Below are 17,147 nucleotides of genomic sequence, written 5' to 3' on the forward strand. Positions count from 1 at the left end.
ATGGCCGAAAGCGACGAGCGGCGGGCCTGGCAGCGCTCAGCGCCGAGAGCCGGTGCCGGAATGCTGCTCGCGTTGGGCTGAAAGCCGGTGCCGGAGTGGCGGGTGTCGTTAAGGCCGGCCGATGGCCGAAAGCGACGAGCGGCGGGCCTGGCAGCGCTCAGCGCCGAGAGCCGGTGGCGGAGTGTTGGCCGCGTCGGGCTGATAGCCGGTGCCGGAGTGGCGGTGTCGTTGGGGCTGGTGGATAGGCCCAGGGTGACCGGCGGCGGGGCTGGCAGCGTCGGCGCGCCAGCGCCTAGCGGTGTCTGGCGGGAGCGACGGTCCGCACCCCCGCGGACCCGAGCCATGACCAGCAGACACCCGCCGCGGCGGGCGACCCCCGGGCAGCCCGGCCGCTACTTCGCCGGTGGGTCCTCGCGCAGGGCGGCCAGGAGCGCCTCGTACTCGTCCTCGACCAGCTCCGGGGCCTGCAACTGGCGCGGCGTGGCCTCGACCTGGGACGGGGTGGGCAGGGCGTCGCCGCTCACGCCGAGCTCGGCGAGCCGGCGCGCGCTCACCAGGACGCGGGCCTCCAGCGAGCCGACGGCACGGTTGTAGGACGTCACCGCCGTCGACAGCGACGTGCCGACCTTCGCCAGGTGGTCGCCCATGGTGCTCAGGCGCGCGTACAGCTCGCGGCCCGTCTGGTGCACGGCGAGCGCGTTGGTCGTGAGGGAGTCCTGGCGCCACGCGTAGGCGATGGTGCGCAGCAGCGCGACCAGCGTCGCCGGGGTGGCGAGGATCACGTTGCGGGCGAAGGCGTGGTCGAGGAGGCCGGGGTCGTGCTGCAGGGCCGCGTCCAGGAACGTGTCGGCGGGCACGAAGAGGACGACGAACTCGGGGGCGGGCTCGAAGGCGGACCAGTACCGCTTGGCCGACAGCGCCTCGACGTGGGCGCGCACGTGCTTGGCGTGCTGGGTGAGCCGGGCGGCACGGGTCTGCTCGTCGGGGGACTCGAGCGCGGCGAGGTAGGCCTCCAGCGGCGCCTTCGCGTCGACCACCACCTGGCGGCCGCCGTGCAGGCGCACGACGAGGTCGGGGCGCACGACGCCGTCCTCGGTCGTGGCGCTCACCTGCTCGTCGAAGTCGCAGTGCTCGAGCATGCCCGCGGCCTCCACGATGCGCCGCAGCTGCTGCTCGCCCCAGCGGCCGCGGACCGTGGGCGCGCGCAGGGCCGAGACCAGGCGCCGCGTCTCGGTGCGCAGCTCGCCCGAGACCTCGTGCATGGCCCGCACCTGCTCGCGGAGCGACTCGTAGGCCCCCACCCGGTCCCGCTCGAGCTCGGCGACCCGGCGCTCGTAGCGCAGCAGGGCCTCGCTCAGCGGCGTGACCGCGTCGGCCACGGCGTCCTGCGTCTGCCCGCGCGCCTCCAGGGTCAGCGAGCGCAGCGAGGCCTCCAGGCGCGCCTCGCCTTCCCGCGTGGCCTGCAGCGTCGCCTCGAGCTTGGCGAGGTCGACGGCCGAGCGGGATCGGGCCACATACCAGCCGAGCGCGGCACCGAGCAGGAGACCGATGATCAGGAGTGCGAGATCCACGGTATTCAGCATGCCGTAGGGGTATGACAGAAACCGGTACCGTCGAGGGCATGGGTTACTCGTCCTGGTTGGAGTGGTGACGGTGTTCGGCTTCGGTCGCAGGAAGCGTGAAGCGCAGCAGCTGGCCGATGCGCGGGAGGATGCGCTGCGCTGGTACGAGCGGCTCGGCGGCCAGCTCATGAACCTCTCCGGCGACGAGCCGGCCGTCAAACAGGCGCTGGTCGACGCGAGCGAACGGTACAACGCGGCCGGCGGGCAGCTCGAGCGCGCGACGAGCCTCAAGCAGTACGACCTGGCGCGCGAGACGTCGTTGGAAGGCCTGATGTACATCCGCGCGGCCCGCACCGCGATGGGCCTCGACCCCGGGCCCGACGTGCCCGCGCTGGCGGGTGCCCGGGCCGGCCAGATCACCAAGGAGCGCGAGGTCGCGGTCCAGGGCCACTCGTACCGCGCGAGCCCCCAGCCCGGCAACGGCACCCCGTACTACTACCCCGGCGGCGCCGTGGCCGGCCGCGGCGTGCCCGCCGGGTGGTACTCCGAGCCCTGGTGGAAGACGGCCCTCGTGGCCGGCGCCTGGGGCATCGGCTCGGTGCTCGTCTTCGACGCCCTCTTCGACAACTCCTGGGGCGACCACGGCTACGACGCCGCGTACAACGCCGGCTTCGACCAGGGCCAGGACGCCGGGTTCGACCAGGGCTTCGACCAGGCCATGGACGACGGCGGCGACGGTGGCGACTGGGACGGCGGCGACGGCGGCGACTGGGGCGACGGGGGCTTCGACGGCGGCGACTTCGGCGGCGACTTCTGACCATCCCCGCGAACGGCTCCGGGCGGCGTGCCCGGAGCCGTTGGCTTTTCAGGCCATGACTCGGGTCCGCCGGGCTGCGGACCGTCGCTCCCGCCAGACACCGCTGGGCGCTGGCGCGCCGACGCTGCCAGGCCCGCCGCCGGTCACCCTGGGCCTATCCACCAGCCCCGACGACACCGCCACTCCGGCACCGGGCTCGGCGAAGGCGGTCCGACAAGTCGGGCACTCCCTGCACCGACTTATCGGATATTTCGGTTATGCCCGAACAACTGCCGGCTTGGACGCGAGCAGCGCAGGGCCGACCGGCCGGACGCGGCCCAGCGGCGGATGAGGTCGCTGCGGACCGTGTCATCGGTGGGTGCCAGGCCGGCTGTCCGCGAGGGGTCACCCATCCCCAGCCGCCCCCGGAGTCCGGGAACCGGCCACGGTGCAGCACGGCCGCGGTGCGGAAACCGCGGCGCCGGCACGACGCCGGCCGACCGTGACAGAAGAACCGCCGCGAGGCTCAGCCCAGGGTCTTGGCCACCTCGGCGGCACGAGCCGCGGCCTGCGCCTTCATGTCGCGCTTCAGCTCCTGCGGCAGCGAGAACACCAGCTTCTCCTGCGCCGTCGTGATCTCGGCCACATCCGCGAAGCCGCGCTTGGCCAGGAAGTCCAGCACGTCCATGACCAGCTCGTCGGGGACCGACGCGCCCGAGGTCACGCCCACCGTGGTCGCGTCCGTCAGCCAGGACTCCTGGATCTCCGTCGCGTAGTCGATCAGGTAGCCGGCCTTGGCGCCCGCGTCCACCGCGACCTCGCGCAGGCGCTGCGAGTTCGACGAGTTCTGCGAGCCCACGACCAGGACGATGTCGCAGTTCGGGGCCATCGCCTTCACGGCGTCCTGGCGGTTGGACGTGGCGTAGCAGATGTCGTCGCTCGGCGGGGACATGAGCAGGGGCAGGCGCTTCTTGAGCCGCGACACCGTCTCCAGGGTCTCGTCCACCGACAGCGTGGTCTGCGACAGCCAGACGACCTTCGACGGGTCCCGCACGGTCACCTTGTCGGCGCCTTCCGGGCCGTCGACGAGCTGGATGTGGGCCGGGGCCTCGCCGGTGGTGCCCACGACCTCCTCGTGCCCCTCGTGGCCGATGAGCAGGATGTCGTAGTCGTCCGCGGCGAAGCGGCGGGCCTCCTGGTGGACCTTCGTGACCAGCGGGCAGGTGGCGTCGATCGCGCGCAGGGCCCGCGCCTTGGCCTGCTCGTGCACCTCGGGGGCGACGCCGTGGGCGGAGAAGACCACGATCGCGCCCTCGGGCACCTCCTCGTTCTCCTCCACGAAGATCGCGCCCTTGGCCTGCAGCGTGCTGACCACGTGCTTGTTGTGGACGATCTCCTTGCGCACGTAGATCGGCGCGCCGTACAGCTTCAGCGCCTCCTCCACCGTCTGGACCGCGCGGTCCACACCGGCGCAGTAGCCGCGGGGCTTGGCGAGCAGCACGCGCTTCGAAGCAGTCACCCCGCCATGGTACGTGCCACCCGCTCCCCACCCACGGCCCGCGAGCGCGGCGAAGGCGGCGAACGGCCCCGCGGCATGACCAGCGTCACAGCCGGGTTCCGTAATGCCAGCACTACCGCGGGCGGGGCGCCGCGCCGGTACGGTCGGCAGCATGCGGCCCCGTTCGGTCATGGACGCGCTGCGGCTGCCCCCGATGCGGTTCCTGCGGTCCTGGTGGCCGTGGCGCTCGCTGCTGTACCTGACCAGCGGCGGAGCACTCGGCGCGGCCGCGGGCTCGGTGCTGCTCGTCCTCCTGCTCGCCGGCGCGGCGCTGACCCTCGTGGTGATCGGGCTGGCCGGCTTCCTGGCCGCGGCGCTGTCGGGCATCGTGGTGGCCCGCGTCGAGCGCCGCCGCCTGCGCCTCGTCGACGACGTGCGGCTGACCGACCCGCACCGCCGCCCCGACCGCCCCGGCCTGCGCCGCTGGCTCACGACCCGGCTGTCGGAGCCGGCCACCTGGCGCGAGCTCGGGTACACGATGCTCATGGTCACGGCCCTGTGCTGGCTCGACGGGATGGTCGTGGCGCTGTGGGCGTGGGTCGTGGCCGCGCTCGTGGGCGGCCCGTTCTACATCGACGACGGCACCCCGCTCGCGCTCACGCTCGCCGGGGCCGTCTTCGGCGTCGTGCTGGGGATCGTCCTGCTGTACCCGCTGACCGCCTGGGCCGCCGCCCGCGCCGCGATCACGCAGGCGGTGCTCGGCCCGCGGATGGAGAGCAGCCCCGAGCTCACCGAGGTGGCGCGCTCCCGGGCCCGGCTCGTCGACGCGTTCGAGGTCGAGCGGCGGCGCATCGAGCGCGACCTGCACGACGGGGCCCAGCAGCGGCTCCTGGCGCTGTCCATGCAGCTCGGCCTGGCCCGGCTCGAGCTGGCGCCCGGCACGCCGGGGGCGCAGCCGGTGGCCCGCGCGCACGAGCTGGCCAAGGAGGCGCTGACGGAGCTGCGGGAGCTCATTCGGGGAGTACACCCGAAAATCCTGTCCGACCGGGGACTGCACGCGGCCCTGCTCGAGGTGGCCGACCGCGCCCCGCTGCCCGTCGACGTCGATGTCGCCCTGCCCGAGCGGTTGCCGGGGGCGGTGGAGGCCTGCGCGTACTTCGTCGTCGTCGAGGCCCTCGCCAACGTGGCCAAGCACAGCTCGGCCACCCGGGCCCGCGTCGCCGCCTCGGTGAGCGGCGAGTGGCTGCGCGTGCAGGTGCGCGACGACGGCCGGGGCGGCGCGGACCCGGCCCGGGGCACCGGGCTGTCCGGGCTCGCGGACCGGGTGGCGGCGGCGGGCGGAACCGTGGCGCTGGCCAGTCCGGCGGGAGGGCCTACGGTGGTACACGTGGAGCTGCCGTGCGGGTCGTGATCGCCGAGGACGGCGTGCTCATCCGCGAGGGCATCGCCGGTCTGCTGCGCCGCTTCGGCCACGAGGTCGTCGCGGCCGTCGGGGACCCGGACGCGCTGGTGGCGGCCGTGCGCGAGCACCGGCCCGACCTCGTGGTCACCGATGTGCGGATGCCGCCCGGGTTCAGCGACGAGGGCCTGCAGGCCGCGATCCGGCTGCGCGCCGAGGATCCGGGGCTGCCGGTGCTGGTGCTGAGCCAGTACATCGAGCAGACCTACGCCGCCGAGTTGCTCGAGTCCGGCCGCCGCGCCGGCGTCGGCTACCTGCTCAAGGACCGCATCGGCGACGTGGCCGAGTTCGCCGACGCGGTCGACCGCGTGGCCGCCGGGAGCACCGTCGTCGACCCGGAGGTGGTCGCCCAGCTCCTCGGCCGCCGCCGCGACCCGCTCGCCCGGCTGACCCCGCGCGAGCGCGAGGTGCTGGCGCTCATGGCCGAGGGCCGCTCGAACGGGGCGATCGCGCGGTCGCTCGTGGTCTCGGAGGCGGCGGTCGCCAAGCACATCAACGGTCTGCTGGCCAAGCTCGACCTGCCGCCCGACGACGACGTCCACCGCCGCGTCCGGGCGGTCCTCGCATTCCTGCGCGGATAGGGTGTGGCGGTGACCGATGAGGCGTCGAGCAGTGAGAAGCCCTGGCCGGTCCGGGTCGTCAGCCAGAAGATCGGGCAGTGGATCGCGCGGCTCGGCTGGATCTGGGTCGACGGCCAGGTCGCGCAGGTCACCCGGCGGCCCGGCACCAACACCGTCTTCCTCACGCTGCGCGACCCGTCGGCCGACCTCAGCCTGACCGTCACCACCAACCGCGACGTCGTCGACCTCGGAGCGCCCGGCCTCACCGACGGCGCCCGGATCGTCGTGCACGCGCGGCCCGAGTTCTACGCCGCCCGCGGCTCGCTGAGCCTGCGCGCCGACGAGATCCGCCAGGTCGGCGTCGGCGAGCTGCTCGCGCGCCTCGAACAGCTCAAGAAGCTGCTCGCCGCCGAGGGGCTGTTCGCCCGCGAGCGCAAGCGGCGGCTGCCGTTCCTGCCCCGCCGCATCGGCCTGGTCACCGGGCGGGCCAGCGCCGCCGAGCGCGACGTGCTCACCAACGCGCGGCGCCGGTGGCCCACCGTGGACTTCCGGGTGATCAACGTCGCCGTGCAGGGCCCGTCGGCGGTGCCCCAGATCATCGACGCCCTCGCCGTGCTCGACCGCGACGAGACGATCGACGTGATCGTCCTGGCCCGCGGCGGCGGCTCGATCGAGGACCTGCTGCCCTTCTCCGACGAGGCCCTGTGCCGCGCGGTGTTCGCCTGCCGAACCCCCGTCGTCTCCGCGATCGGCCACGAGACCGACGTGCCGCTGGTCGACTTCGTCGCCGACCTGCGCGCGTCCACGCCGACCGACGCGGCCAAGCGCATCGTGCCCGACCTCGGCGACGAGGTGCGCCTCATCGGCCAGGCCAAGCAGCGCCTCGACCGCGCGCTGCGCGGCCTGCTGGATCGCGAGCAGCACCGCCTCGACGCGCTGCGCTCCCGCCCGTCGATCGCGCGCCCGCTGTCGATGGTCGACACCCGCGCCGCCGAGGTGAGCGCCCTGCGCGCCCGCGCGAGCCGCAACCTCGTGCACCGCCTCGACCGGGCCGGCACCGAGCTCGAGCACACCCTCGCCCGGCTGCGGACCCTGTCCCCGTCGGCGACGCTGCAGCGGGGCTACGCGATCGTCCAGCGCGCCGACGGCGCCGTGGTCCGCGCCCCTGCCGAGGTGACCGGCGGTGAGCGGCTGCGCGTCCGGCTGGCCGAGGGCGAGCTGTCGGCAACGGTGACCGACGCTTGACGTCCGGCATTTATGCGAGATGATGTCGTTCCGGTCCGTTTCTGGTGCTTTCTTGCGGAGGGTTGGGCTTTGTCGCGTCGTCTGCAGGAGTACATGCTGGCCAGCGCCAAGAACGGGCGCGAGGTGGTGCGCACCGGGCCGTTCACGGTGACGATCACCGGGCACGACTCGAACGTGTACCTCAACTACGCCGTCCCCGACCCCGGCGCCGACCCGTCCGCGGCCGACATCGAGGCCCTGATCGCGGCGTTCACGACCCGCGGGCGGGCGCCCCGGCTCGAGTACCTGCCGAACCTCGCCCCGGCCGTGGAGCCGGCCCTGCTGGCCGCGGGCTTCACCGTGGCCGACCGCCTGCCGCTCATGGAGTGCGGGCCGGACGGCGCCGCCGACCAGCCCGTGCCGCCCGGCTTCGAGCTCGTCACCCCGAAGACCGACGCCGAGGTCGAGGCGATGCTGGCCGCCCAGCACGAGGCCTTCGGCGAAGCGCCCCCGACCCCGGCCCACGTCGCCGCCACGCGCGCCAAGGCCGAGTCCGGCCAGCTGCAGCTCCTGGCCCGCGAGCTCGCGACCGGCGAGACGGCGGGCGGCGGGATCGCCGCGGCCGTGCGCGACGGCATCAGCGAGGTGGCGGGGATCGCGGTGCGGCCGGCGTACGAGCGCCGCGGCCTCGGCGCCGCCCTCACCCTGCACCTGACGCGCGCCGCGTTCGCCGCCGGCGCGACCCTCGCGTTCCTGACGCCCGCGGGCGACGCCCAGGAGCGGGTCTACGCGCGCGTCGGCTACCGCCGCGCCGACTCGGTCCTGTTTCTGTCGCACTCCGCGTGACGGCCCAGTAGGGTTCTGCGGGTGAGTGAGCCGAAGATGGCCGAGCCGGGTTCGGGCTCGGACGGGCCGACCCTGACCTACGAGCAGGCGCGGGCCGAGCTGGCGACCGTCGTCGAGCGGCTCGAGTCGGGCGGGTCGACGCTCGAGGAGTCCCTGGCGCTGTGGGAGCGCGGCGAGGAGCTGGCCTCGATCTGCCAGCGCTGGCTCGACTCCGCGCGGGCGCGCCTGACCCCGTCGGAGTCCTGAGCCGGGATCAGCCGGGCAGGCCGATGTAGCGGGCCTGCGCGCGCATCTGGTGCCCGAAGAACTCGGCCGGGTGGTTGACCGTGTTGCGCAGCTGGCCGAAGATCTCGAAGCTCACCTGGCCGAACAGCGACACCCAGGCCGACAGGGCGCGGGCCAGGGTCGCCGGCGCGACGGCGGGGGCGATCACGGCCCGGATGCGCTCCAGGTCGGCGGCCGAGTCCGCGGGCGGGAGCGGGTCGTCGTTCGAGGCCAGGGCGCCGGCCTCCGCCGCGGCCTGGAGAATGCCGCCCAGCACCGTCACCGCGCGGATGCCCGCGGCCACGGTGTCCTCCGGAGCCTGGTAGCCGGGCACCGGGCTGCCGTAGATGAGCGCGTACTCGTGCGGGTGCTCGATCGCCCAGTCGCGCACCGACGTGGCGAGGGCGAGCCAGCGGGCGGCGAAGGCATCGGGCGGTACCGCTGCCACGGCTCTTTCGGCGCAGCCGCCCAGCGCGTTGTAGGCGTCCAGGATCAGGGCGGTCAGCAGGTCGTCGCGGCTCGGGAAGTAGCGGTAGATCGCCGAGCTCACCATGCCGAGGTCGCGGGCGACGGCGCGCAGGGACAGGTTGGCCCCGTCGCTGGCCAGGTGGCGGCGGGCGATCTCCTTGATCTCGTCCGTCATCTCGGCGCGGACGCGGGCCCTGATCGAGTTCGCCTTCATGGCCCCATCCTGACACACGCTCCGGAACGAGAGCACTGCTCTTGCTTTCACGAGCCCCGGCGTCCTATGCTCCACTTCGAGAGCACTGCTCTCATAACGGAGCACCAGGAGGCTGAGATGCACGTCGTCGTCGGGTCCGGGTCGATCGGCAGCGCGGTGGCGCTGGAACTGGCCGAGGGCGGGGAGGCGGTCCGGATCGTCACGCGCGGCGGGGGCGGTCCTGAGCACCCGCGCATCGAGCGCGTAGCGGCGGACGCGGGCGACGCCGATGCGCTGCTGCGCAATGCGGAGGGGGCGAGCGTGGTCTACAACTGCGCGAACCCGCAGTACTTCGAGTGGCCCACCGCGTGGCCCCCGATGCACAACGCCATGCTGCGAGCCGCGCGGGCGAACGACGCGGTGCTGGCGATCACGGCGCCGCTGTACGGGTACGGGCACGTGGACCGCCCGATGACCGAGGACATGCCGCTGGCGGCCGAGACCGTCAAGGGCCGGGTGCGCGCGAAGATGTGGCTGGACACCCTGGCGTCCGGCGTCCGGGCGGTCGAGGTGCGCTCCTCGGACTGGATCGGCCCCAGGTACTCCCTCATCGACATGGCGCTGCCGGCCATGCGCGCGGGCAAGACCGTATGGCTGCCGGGGGCGCTGGACGTGCCGCACACGTACACGTACACCGGCGACGCCGCGCGCACCCTCGTCGCCCTGGCCCGCGACCCGCGCGCGTGGGGCCGGCCGTGGCACACGCCGTCGGTGCCCGCGATGACGGCCCGGCAGCTGCTCACGCGGGTCGCTGCGCTGGCCGGCCTCGAGGCGCCGCGGCTGCGCGCCTACCCGGCCCTGGCCGTGCGGGCGGCCGGGCTCTGGGATCGGTTCGCGCGGGAGTTCATCGAGGTGCGGTACCAGCACGACCGGCCGTTCGTCATGGACTCCTCGCTCGTGACCAGCGAGTTCGGCCTGACCGCGACGCCGCTGGACGACGCGATTCGCGAGACGCTCCGCGACGCGCGCTGAGCATGGCTCGGGTCCGCGGGGGTGCGGACCGTCGCTCCCGCCAGACACCGCTCGGCGCTGGCGCGCCGTCGCTGCCAGGCCCGCGGATGGTCACCCCGCCTGAGATGTCAGTCCTTCGAGTCCAGACCTCCGGCACCGACTTCCACGGCGCCGCGGGCACCTCACCCCCGACCGCGACTGTCTGGCCCTGGCCCCCGAATCGCACTCCCATACCGCCGAGGCCAAGGACCCTCGACCACCTGGCCCCCGAATCGCGCTCGCACACCACCGAGCGCGAGCACCCCCGACCGCGACCGCCCTGGGCCCTCCCCCAGATCGTGCCCCCGCATCGTCGAGGGGCAAGGACTCCTCGCCCTCGACCGCGACCGTGTGGCCCTCACCCCCGAATCGCGCTCCCACACCGCGGAGGGCAAGGACCCCTCGACCGCGACCGTCTGGCCCTGCTTCTGGAGCGTGACATCGGACTTATCGCCCGGCGGGGTATAAATCCGAAATGTCGCGGCGCGCCAGCGCCCGACATTTCGCGCGGGGCGCCTCGAAGCACACAGCGAACGAGGCGCCCCCACACGGCCAGGAGCGGCTAGGAGAAGTCGACCAGCGAGTAGGCCCGCAGCTTCTCCAGCCGGTGGAACGAGTCGATCCACCGGATCGTCCCCGAGCGCGACCGCATCACGATCGACTGGGTGTAAGCGCCGCCGGAGCGGTACCGGACCCCCTTGAGCAGGTCCCCGCTCGTCACCCCGGTCGCGCAGAAGAACATGTTGTCCCCGCTGACCAGGTCGTCGGTGTGCAGCACGCGCGAGAGGTCGTGCCCCGCGGCCAGGGCCTTCTCGCGCTCGGCGTCGTCGCGCGGCCAGAGCTTCGCCTGGATCGCCCCGCCCATGCACTTGAGCGCGACCGCCGCCACGATCCCCTCCGGCGTGCCGCCGATGCCCATGAGCACGTCGGTCTCGCTGACATCGCGGGCCGCGCTGATCGCCCCCGCGATGTCGCCGTCGGAGATGAAGCGGATGCGGGCGCCGGTCGCGCGCACCTGCTGCACGAGCTCCTGGTGCCGGGGCCGGTCCAGGATGCAGACCGTCAGCTCCGAGACGCTCGAGCGCTTCACCCGCGCGATCCGGCGCAGGTTCTCCTCGACCCCGGCCTCGATGTCCACGACGTCCGCGCAGTCGGGGCCGACGGCCAGCTTCTCCATGTAGAACACGGCGGACGGGTCGAACATGGCGCCCCGCTCGGCCACCGCGAGCACGGCGAGGGCGTTGGGCATGCCCTTGCTCATGAGCGTGGTGCCGTCGACCGGGTCGACCGCCACGTCCACCTCCGGGCCGGTGCCGTCGCCCACGCTCTCACCGTTGAAGAGCATCGGCGCGTTGTCCTTCTCACCCTCGCCGATCACCACCGTGCCGCGCATGGGCAGCGAGTTGATCAGCAGGCGCATCGCGTCGACGGCCGCGCCGTCGCCGCCGTTCTTGTCGCCCCGCCCGACCCAGCGGCCCGCGGCCATCGCCGCCGCCTCCGTGACCCGGACGAGGTCAAGGGCCAGGTTCCGGTCCATCTCACGACTCATTCGTGCACTCCTCGCGCGTCGTTGCGTGGGTGTGTGTTCAGCACAACGTTCACCACCAACCATCCTCGCAGCGATCCGGTCCGCATGACCTGTCAAGATGGTCACGTGGCAAGTACGACCGAACAGCCCCGGGCGACCAAGGCCCGCCGGCCGCGGGACATGGCGCTGTCGATGCTGGTCCTGATCGTGCCGGTGTTCCTCATCGTGGCCTTCTACCGCTATCTCGGTCACGAGACCCCGCCCGCCGTCGACACGACCGAGGTCTACGGCTCGGTGCAGCGCGCGGGCAAGTTCCAGGCGCTCAAGCCCGGGGAGCTGCCCGACGGGTGGCGGATCGCCTCGGCGACGTTCACCGGCGGCGTCCTGCGCATCGGCATCACCGCGCCGGACAACGGCGCCATGCAGCTCGTCGAGAGCGCCGATCCGGCATCGGTACTGGTCCCGGCCATCGTCGGGCAGAACCCGCACGACGACGGGCAGACGAGCATCGCCGGCCTCCAGTGGCACCGCCTGTCCCAGGGCCGCCCGGGTGAGCGCGCGATCGTGCAGAGCACCGAGAACCGCACGGTGATCATCGTGGGCCAGGCCAAGGAGAGCCAGCTGGCGGAGCTGGCCACCAGCCTCAGAGCGTAGGCAGCGGCAGCCCGAAGCCGACCGTCGTGCCGCTGCCCTCGGTCGACTCGAGGGCGATCCACCCGCCGTGCGCCTCCACGATGGCCTTCGAGATGGCCAGCCCGAGCCCGCTGCCCTTGATCGCCCGGCGTTGCGCGTCCGCGGTACGGAAGAAGCGCTGGAAAATCATCCCCTGCTCGGCCTCGGGGATGCCGCCGCCGGTGTCGCGCACCCAGAGCACGACCTCGCCGTCGCGCTCGCGGCCGGTGATCGTCACGCTGCCGGCCGGGTCCGAGAACTTGACGGCGTTGTCGAGCAGGTTGAGTACGACCCGTTCCAGCTGCTCCCCGTCGCCCCGCACGAGCGGGATGTGCTCGTCCACGTCCACGGTGAGCCGCAGCCCCGCCGTCTCCACGGCCGGTCGGATCGCCTCGCAGGCCGCGTCGACCAGCCCGCGCAGGCGCACCGGCCCCAGGTCGAGGGTGAGCGTCCCCGACTCGATGCGGGAGAACGTGAGCAGGTCCTCGATCAGGTCGAGCAGCCGGCGGCCGTTGCGGTCGATGATCCCGACGATCCGCCGCTCGGTCGGCCCGAGCGCGGTGGCGTCGCTGTCGGCCAGGATCTCGGTGTACCCGCGGATCGACGTCAGGGGCGTGCGCAGCTCGTGCGAGACCGTCGCCACGAACTCGCTCTTGAGCCGGTCGAGCTCCTGCAGGTCGCTGTTGGTCCGGGCCAGCTTCTCGGCCTGCCGCTGCAGCGCCTCCTCGGCCCGGTGCCGGTCGCTGACGTCGGCGATCTGGTGCACCACGCCGGCCGCGTCGCCGCCGATGAGCGAGGCCGAGTACTGCCCCCACACCAGCGACCCGTCGGCCCGGCACAGCCGCAGCTCCTTGGTCACCTTGCCGGCCTCGCCCGCGACGAGCCGCTTGAGCCGCTCCTCGACCAGCGGCCGGTCGTCGTCGCAGATCAGGCCCGGCAGGAACCCGCCCGGCTCGATCCCGGTCATCCGGGAGAGCTCCTGGTTGACCTGCAGCACCCGGCCGGCGAGATCGGTGACGGCCATGCCGACCGGCGCGTGGTCGAACGCCGCCCGGAACGTGCGCTCGGCCCGGTGCCGGTCGGCGAGCAGGCGCCGCTGCGACAGGGCGTGCTCGACCGCCGAGCCGAGCCGGCTCAGCCGGTCCTTGAGCAGGTAGTCCACGGCGCCGTGGCGCAATGCGTCGACGCACGCCTCCTCGCTCAGCGCGCCGCTGACGACGATGACCGGGATGTCGAGGCCGTCCGAGCCGAGCATCGCCAGCGCCTCGAGCGCGTTGAACTGCGGCAGCGAGTAGTCGGCGAGGATGATGTCGGGCCGCCCGGCGGGGTCGTGCAGCGCGGCGCGGAAGTCCTCGCGGGCGTCGACCCGGCGGCAGGCGGGCTCGAACCCGGCCCGGCGCAGCTCCAGCACCAGCAGCTCGGCGTCGTCGAGGTTGTCCTCGAGCAGGAGAATTCTCATGTCCGCGGGTCCGTCAGGTTGAGGCCCAGCCAGTAGGCGCCGATGTTGTTCATCGCGGCCATGAACTGCTCCATGTCGACGGGTTTGACGATGTAGCTGTTCGCGCCCAGCTCGTAGCAGGCGCGCAGGTCGCGATCCTGGGCCGACGAGGTGAGCATGACGACGGGGATGTGCCGGGTGCGGGGTTCGGCCTTGATCTGCCGCAGCACGTCGATGCCGTCGACCAGCGGCAGCTTGATGTCCAGCAGCACCACCTGGGGCGGCTCGGGCCGCCGGGTGAACAGGTAGTCCAGCGCCTCGGCGCCGTCGCGGGCCACGTCGACGGCGGTGGTGAAGCTGCCCCGGTCGAGGGCCAGCAGCGCCAGCTCCAGGTCGTCCGGGTTGTCCTCGACCAGCAGCACCCGGTTCACGAGACCGTCTCCAGGGCCGGGACGTACGCGGGCAGGGTGAAGTAGAACGTGGCCCCCTCCCCCGGCGCGGCGTCGGCCCAGATCTGGCCGCCGTGGCGGTGCACGATGCGGTGCGCGAGGGCCAGGCCGATGCCCGTGCCCTCGTACTCCTCCGCCCGGTGCAGCCGCTGGAAGACCTTGAAGAGCTTGCCGGCGTACCGCATGTCGAACCCCGCCCCGTTGTCCCGGACGAAGTGGGTGGCCTCACCCCCGGCCGTCACCCGGTGCCCGACCTCGACGCGGGCCGGGTCGGCGTCGCGGGTGTACTTCACCGCATTGCCGAGCAGGTTGGCCACCACGTGCCGGATGAGCCGCGGGTCGCCGAGCGCGTCCGGCAGCTCGCCGACGACGAGCTCGACGGTCCGGTCGCCGCGCTCGACCGCGAGCTCGTCCCACACCTCGGCGACGAGGTCGGCGAGGCGGACGCGGGAGTTGGCCATCTCCTGCCGCTGCAGCCGGGAGAAGGCCAGCAGCCCGTCGATGAGCTCGCCCATCTGCTGCGCGCCGGCCCGGATCCGCCCGACGTACCGTCGCCCCTGCTCGTCCAGCGCCTCCCCGTGATCCAGCGCGAGCATCTTGGCGAACCCGTCGACGGCCCGCAGCGGGGCCCGCAGGTCGTGCGACACGCTGTAGGAGAACGACTCCAGCTCGGCGTTGGCCTCGCGCAGGTCGGCCGTGCGCTCGGCGACGCGCCGCTCCAGGTCCGCGTTGAGCCGCTCGATGACCTGATCGGCCTGCTTGCGGGCGGTCACGTCCTGGCTCACGTTGACGAACCCGCGCACCGAGCCGTCCGGGTCGCGCACAGCGGTCAGGAGCCCGTGCACCCAGAAGCGGCCGCCGTCCTTGCGCACCCGCAGCCCGTCCATCTCGGCCCGGCCGGTCTCACGGGCCCGGCGCAGCACGGTCCCGGGCCGCCCGGCCTCGCAGTCCTCCGGGGTGAACAGCCGCGCATAGTCCTCGCCGATGATTTCGTCGCTGCGGTACCCGTTGAGGCGCTCGGCGTTCACCGACCAGCTGACGATCCGCCCGTCGGGGTCGAGCATGTAGATGGCGTAGTCCCGGGCCCCGTCCAGCAGCAGCTGCAGCAGCTCCTCGGAGGAGCGCAGCTGCTCCGAGGCCGCGTGCCGGTCGGTGATGTCGCGCATGACCGCCACGGCGCCGGGTGCCTCGCCGTCGTAGACCAGCGCGCGGACGCGCACCTCGATGCGCCGCCCGGCCATCACGCACTCGACGAGCGTCTCGGTGCCCGCCGGCCCCGGCGAGCGGTTCTGGTACCGCGTGACCCCGTCGGCCTCGCGCATGTCCAGCAGTTCCGGCCACTGCGATGCGGGCGCCTGCGACGCCTCGGGGCCGAGGATCGCCCGGGCGGTCGGGTTCAGCCAGGCCGCGCGCCCCTCCCCGTCGATCACCGCCACGCCGTCGGCGATCGTGTCCATCACGGCGCTGAGCAGCGTCGCCTGCGACCGGGCCGTGGCCCCCGCGGCCCGCAGCTCGGCCGTGGCCTCCTCGACGCGCTCCTCGGCCCGGCGGCGGGACGTGGCGAGGGTGTACACCAGCAGCGCCGTGACGAGCGTGAGCGCGGCGCCGCCGAAGAACATCCCCTCGTCCAGGTGCCCGCCCGCCCCGACGAGCGCGCCGGAGTCGGTGGCCACCCGCAGCCGCCACTGCCGGTCGGCGACCTGCACGTCGACGGTGCGGCGCAGGTCGGCGACCCGGTCGGACGAGCGGCGGATGACGGCGATGGTGCGCAGCTCGGTCCCGGCGTACGCGGCGAGGCTCACGTCGAGCAGCTCGCGCACGGGCTGGAGCATGGTGTCGCCGAAGAAGTCCTGGACGCGGACGGTCAGCTGGAGGTACCCGCGCAGCGCCCCGGTGCGCCGCTCGACCACCCGCTGCACGAGCGCGACGGTCTGCGGCTGCGGATCGGCGGAGCTGGACGCGTCCCGCAGCGCGACGTACGGTTCGGACGCCGCCGGCAGCCCGGACTTCTCGGCCCGCTCGACCGCGGCGCCCACCTGCGGGGTCGCGGCCAGGTCGCGCCCCGGCCCCGGCCCGCCCGGCCGGCGCACGTCGAGCGGGCGGGCGAGCACGGCGAAGTAGTGCACGCTGGTACCCGGGGCCGGCGCGAGGTTCAGCTCGGGCACCCCGCGGTCGCGCCAGGCGGTCTGGGCCGCGGCGATCCCGGCGTCGGGCACCGCCACCACGTAGTCGACGCCCGTGGCGCCGGGCAGCCACAGCCGGCCCAGTGGCTCGGTCGCGGTGCTGAAGGCGTCGGCGTCCAGCGCGGGCAGCGCCTCGAGGGCGCCCGCGGCGAGCTGGAGGGCGTCGACGTACCGCTGCGTCGCCGAGGCCACCGCGTCCTGGGCGGCGGCGGCGCGCCGGTCGAGGGCCTGGCCGGCGCCGTCGCGCTCGACGCGGTGCATGAGCAGCCCCGCGCCGCCGGACACCAGCAGGCCGAGGAGCACCACGCCGAGGACCTGCAAGCGGACGCCCACCACGCCTTGTCCCATCGGCGGTGCGCTTCGGTGGTTGAGGAGTTGCCGTTGCGGTGTGGGCGTTGCGCGATATGTCGGCCGCTTCGCGGCCGAATCGGCCGACATATCGGATTTTTCGCCCGACGGGGTATTCGCGCGCATCAGCGGCTCCTCCCCCGCGTCGGCCAAGATCTACGTGGTCGCGGTGGCTGTGGGGCGCGATGGTGGCAGGGCGCGGGGCGCGATGGGGCAGGGCGCGGGGCGCGATGGGGCAGGGCGCGAGGCGCGATGGGGCAGGGCGCGAGGCGCGATGGGGGGCGCGGTGCGCGGTGGTGGCGGGGACGCGGTGGTCGCGAGCGCCCGTCCCGGCCTCGACGAGCTCGCCCTGGACCCGCAGCCGCTTCTCGAGCAGGTCGAGATCCCCACTCGGCTACGGCCGCAACGGCCGCGGGTTCGACACACGGTCCCGGTGCGTCCGCTCACGGCCCGGTGTTGAGCCGACGTGTCGCCATCGGCTTGAGCGCATGAGAGGGCGTGCCAAAAAAGTCAGGCGTTTGCGGCAGGTCGCGCGGGCGAGGGGCGTGCCAAGGAATACCGGTCGGCACCGAGGGCGCCGCGGGCGAGCGAAGCCGGGCGTCTCCGGCT

The 17,147-nt window shown here is 73.6% G+C and carries 15 protein-coding genes; 8 read left to right on the forward strand and 7 right to left on the reverse strand.

Annotated features, from left to right (window positions below; translation table 11 throughout):
- Positions 1 to 392: 392 nt before the first annotated feature.
- Positions 393 to 1,583 carry a DNA recombination protein RmuC gene (locus tag ABT369_RS12140; RefSeq protein ID WP_350611774.1) on the reverse strand — a complete coding sequence of 397 codons (1,191 nt, stop codon included), beginning with the start codon at positions 1,581 to 1,583 and terminating at the stop codon, positions 393 to 395.
- 64 nt (positions 1,584 to 1,647) lie between these two features.
- On the opposite strand from ABT369_RS12140, the gene ABT369_RS12145 reads away from it, so the two are divergent.
- A complete protein-coding gene (locus ABT369_RS12145) occupies positions 1,648 to 2,379 on the forward strand; it encodes a hypothetical protein (protein ID WP_350611775.1) in 732 nt (243 codons plus the stop codon).
- A gap of 505 nt (positions 2,380 to 2,884) precedes the next feature.
- Here ABT369_RS12145 and ABT369_RS12150 read toward each other — a convergent pair.
- The gene (locus ABT369_RS12150) at positions 2,885 to 4,030 is read right to left on the reverse strand and encodes a 4-hydroxy-3-methylbut-2-enyl diphosphate reductase (RefSeq protein ID WP_502891732.1); all 1,146 of its coding nucleotides are present in this window, start codon (positions 4,028 to 4,030) and stop codon (positions 2,885 to 2,887) included.
- Between ABT369_RS12150 and ABT369_RS12155 the strand changes: the two genes are divergently transcribed.
- From ABT369_RS12155 to ABT369_RS12175, 5 genes are all read left to right on the forward strand, one after another.
- Positions 4,029 to 5,267, forward strand: coding sequence for a sensor histidine kinase (locus ABT369_RS12155; protein WP_350611777.1), 1,239 nt, complete (start codon positions 4,029 to 4,031; stop codon positions 5,265 to 5,267). The genes ABT369_RS12150 and ABT369_RS12155 overlap by 2 nt on opposite strands.
- A complete protein-coding gene (locus tag ABT369_RS12160) occupies positions 5,255 to 5,896 on the forward strand; it encodes a response regulator (protein ID WP_350611778.1) in 642 nt (213 codons plus the stop codon). Before ABT369_RS12155 ends, ABT369_RS12160 begins: the two co-directional genes overlap by 13 nt.
- 9 nt (positions 5,897 to 5,905) lie before the next feature.
- Positions 5,906 to 7,120: an exodeoxyribonuclease VII large subunit gene (gene xseA, locus ABT369_RS12165; RefSeq protein WP_350611779.1), complete on the forward strand. Its 1,215-nt coding sequence runs from the start codon at positions 5,906 to 5,908 to the stop codon at positions 7,118 to 7,120.
- Between the two features lie 69 nt (positions 7,121 to 7,189).
- Positions 7,190 to 7,945: a GNAT family N-acetyltransferase gene (locus tag ABT369_RS12170; RefSeq protein WP_350611780.1), complete on the forward strand. Its 756-nt coding sequence runs from the start codon at positions 7,190 to 7,192 to the stop codon at positions 7,943 to 7,945.
- Between the two features lie 36 nt (positions 7,946 to 7,981).
- Positions 7,982 to 8,191: an exodeoxyribonuclease VII small subunit gene (locus ABT369_RS12175; protein ID WP_350611871.1), complete on the forward strand. Its 210-nt coding sequence runs from the start codon at positions 7,982 to 7,984 to the stop codon at positions 8,189 to 8,191.
- 7 nt (positions 8,192 to 8,198) lie between these two features.
- Here ABT369_RS12175 and ABT369_RS12180 read toward each other — a convergent pair whose 3' ends face one another.
- Positions 8,199 to 8,891 carry a TetR/AcrR family transcriptional regulator gene (locus ABT369_RS12180; protein ID WP_350611781.1) on the reverse strand — a complete coding sequence of 231 codons (693 nt, stop codon included), beginning with the start codon at positions 8,889 to 8,891 and terminating at the stop codon, positions 8,199 to 8,201.
- Positions 8,892 to 9,008: 117 nt separating this feature from the next.
- On the opposite strand from ABT369_RS12180, the gene ABT369_RS12185 reads away from it, so the two are divergent.
- The gene (locus ABT369_RS12185; protein ID WP_350611782.1) at positions 9,009 to 9,902 is read left to right on the forward strand and encodes an NAD-dependent epimerase/dehydratase family protein; all 894 of its coding nucleotides are present in this window, start codon (positions 9,009 to 9,011) and stop codon (positions 9,900 to 9,902) included.
- A 580-nt stretch (positions 9,903 to 10,482) separates the two neighbouring features.
- Here ABT369_RS12185 and glpX read toward each other — a convergent pair.
- Positions 10,483 to 11,469, reverse strand: a complete 987-nt coding sequence (gene glpX, locus ABT369_RS12190; RefSeq protein WP_350611783.1) for a class II fructose-bisphosphatase — start codon at positions 11,467 to 11,469, stop codon at positions 10,483 to 10,485.
- Positions 11,470 to 11,574: 105 nt separating this feature from the next.
- Here glpX and ABT369_RS12195 point away from each other — a divergent pair, with 105 nt between their 5' ends.
- Positions 11,575 to 12,102, forward strand: a complete 528-nt coding sequence (locus ABT369_RS12195; RefSeq protein WP_350611784.1) for a DUF4245 domain-containing protein — start codon at positions 11,575 to 11,577, stop codon at positions 12,100 to 12,102.
- Here the strand turns inward: ABT369_RS12195 and ABT369_RS12200 are convergent.
- The 3 genes from ABT369_RS12200 to ABT369_RS12210 are packed head-to-tail and all read right to left on the reverse strand — an operon-like array spanning position 12,092 to position 16,523.
- Positions 12,092 to 13,579, reverse strand: a complete 1,488-nt coding sequence (locus ABT369_RS12200; protein WP_350611785.1) for a sensor histidine kinase — start codon at positions 13,577 to 13,579, stop codon at positions 12,092 to 12,094. The two genes, ABT369_RS12195 and ABT369_RS12200, sit on opposite strands and share 11 nt — an antisense overlap.
- Positions 13,576 to 13,989, reverse strand: coding sequence for a response regulator (locus ABT369_RS12205; RefSeq protein ID WP_350611786.1), 414 nt, complete (start codon positions 13,987 to 13,989; stop codon positions 13,576 to 13,578). The genes ABT369_RS12200 and ABT369_RS12205 overlap by 4 nt, the downstream gene beginning before the upstream one ends.
- The gene (locus tag ABT369_RS12210) at positions 13,986 to 16,523 is read right to left on the reverse strand and encodes a PAS domain S-box protein (protein WP_350611787.1); all 2,538 of its coding nucleotides are present in this window, start codon (positions 16,521 to 16,523) and stop codon (positions 13,986 to 13,988) included. Before ABT369_RS12210 ends, ABT369_RS12205 begins: the two co-directional genes overlap by 4 nt.
- Positions 16,524 to 17,147 lie beyond the last annotated feature (624 nt).

The sequence above is a fragment of the Dactylosporangium sp. NPDC000244 genome (genome assembly GCF_040300725.1).
Taxonomy (GTDB): domain Bacteria; phylum Actinomycetota; class Actinomycetes; order Mycobacteriales; family Micromonosporaceae; genus Dactylosporangium.

Coding starts and splice junctions, on each gene's coding strand:
- ABT369_RS12140 (WP_350611774.1), bottom strand. CDS start 1,583: ATGCTGAATACCGTGGATCTCGCACTCCTGATCATCGGTCTCCTGCTC.
- ABT369_RS12155 (WP_350611777.1), top strand. CDS start 4,029: ATGCGGCCCCGTTCGGTCATGGACGCGCTGCGGCTGCCCCCGATGCGG.
- ABT369_RS12150 (WP_502891732.1), bottom strand. CDS start 4,030: ATGCTGCCGACCGTACCGGCGCGGCGCCCCGCCCGCGGTAGTGCTGGC.
- ABT369_RS12175 (WP_350611871.1), top strand. CDS start 7,982: ATGGCCGAGCCGGGTTCGGGCTCGGACGGGCCGACCCTGACCTACGAG.
- ABT369_RS12180 (WP_350611781.1), bottom strand. CDS start 8,891: ATGAAGGCGAACTCGATCAGGGCCCGCGTCCGCGCCGAGATGACGGAC.
- ABT369_RS12185 (WP_350611782.1), top strand. CDS start 9,009: ATGCACGTCGTCGTCGGGTCCGGGTCGATCGGCAGCGCGGTGGCGCTG.
- glpX (WP_350611783.1), bottom strand. CDS start 11,469: ATGAGTCGTGAGATGGACCGGAACCTGGCCCTTGACCTCGTCCGGGTC.
- ABT369_RS12200 (WP_350611785.1), bottom strand. CDS start 13,579: ATGAGAATTCTCCTGCTCGAGGACAACCTCGACGACGCCGAGCTGCTG.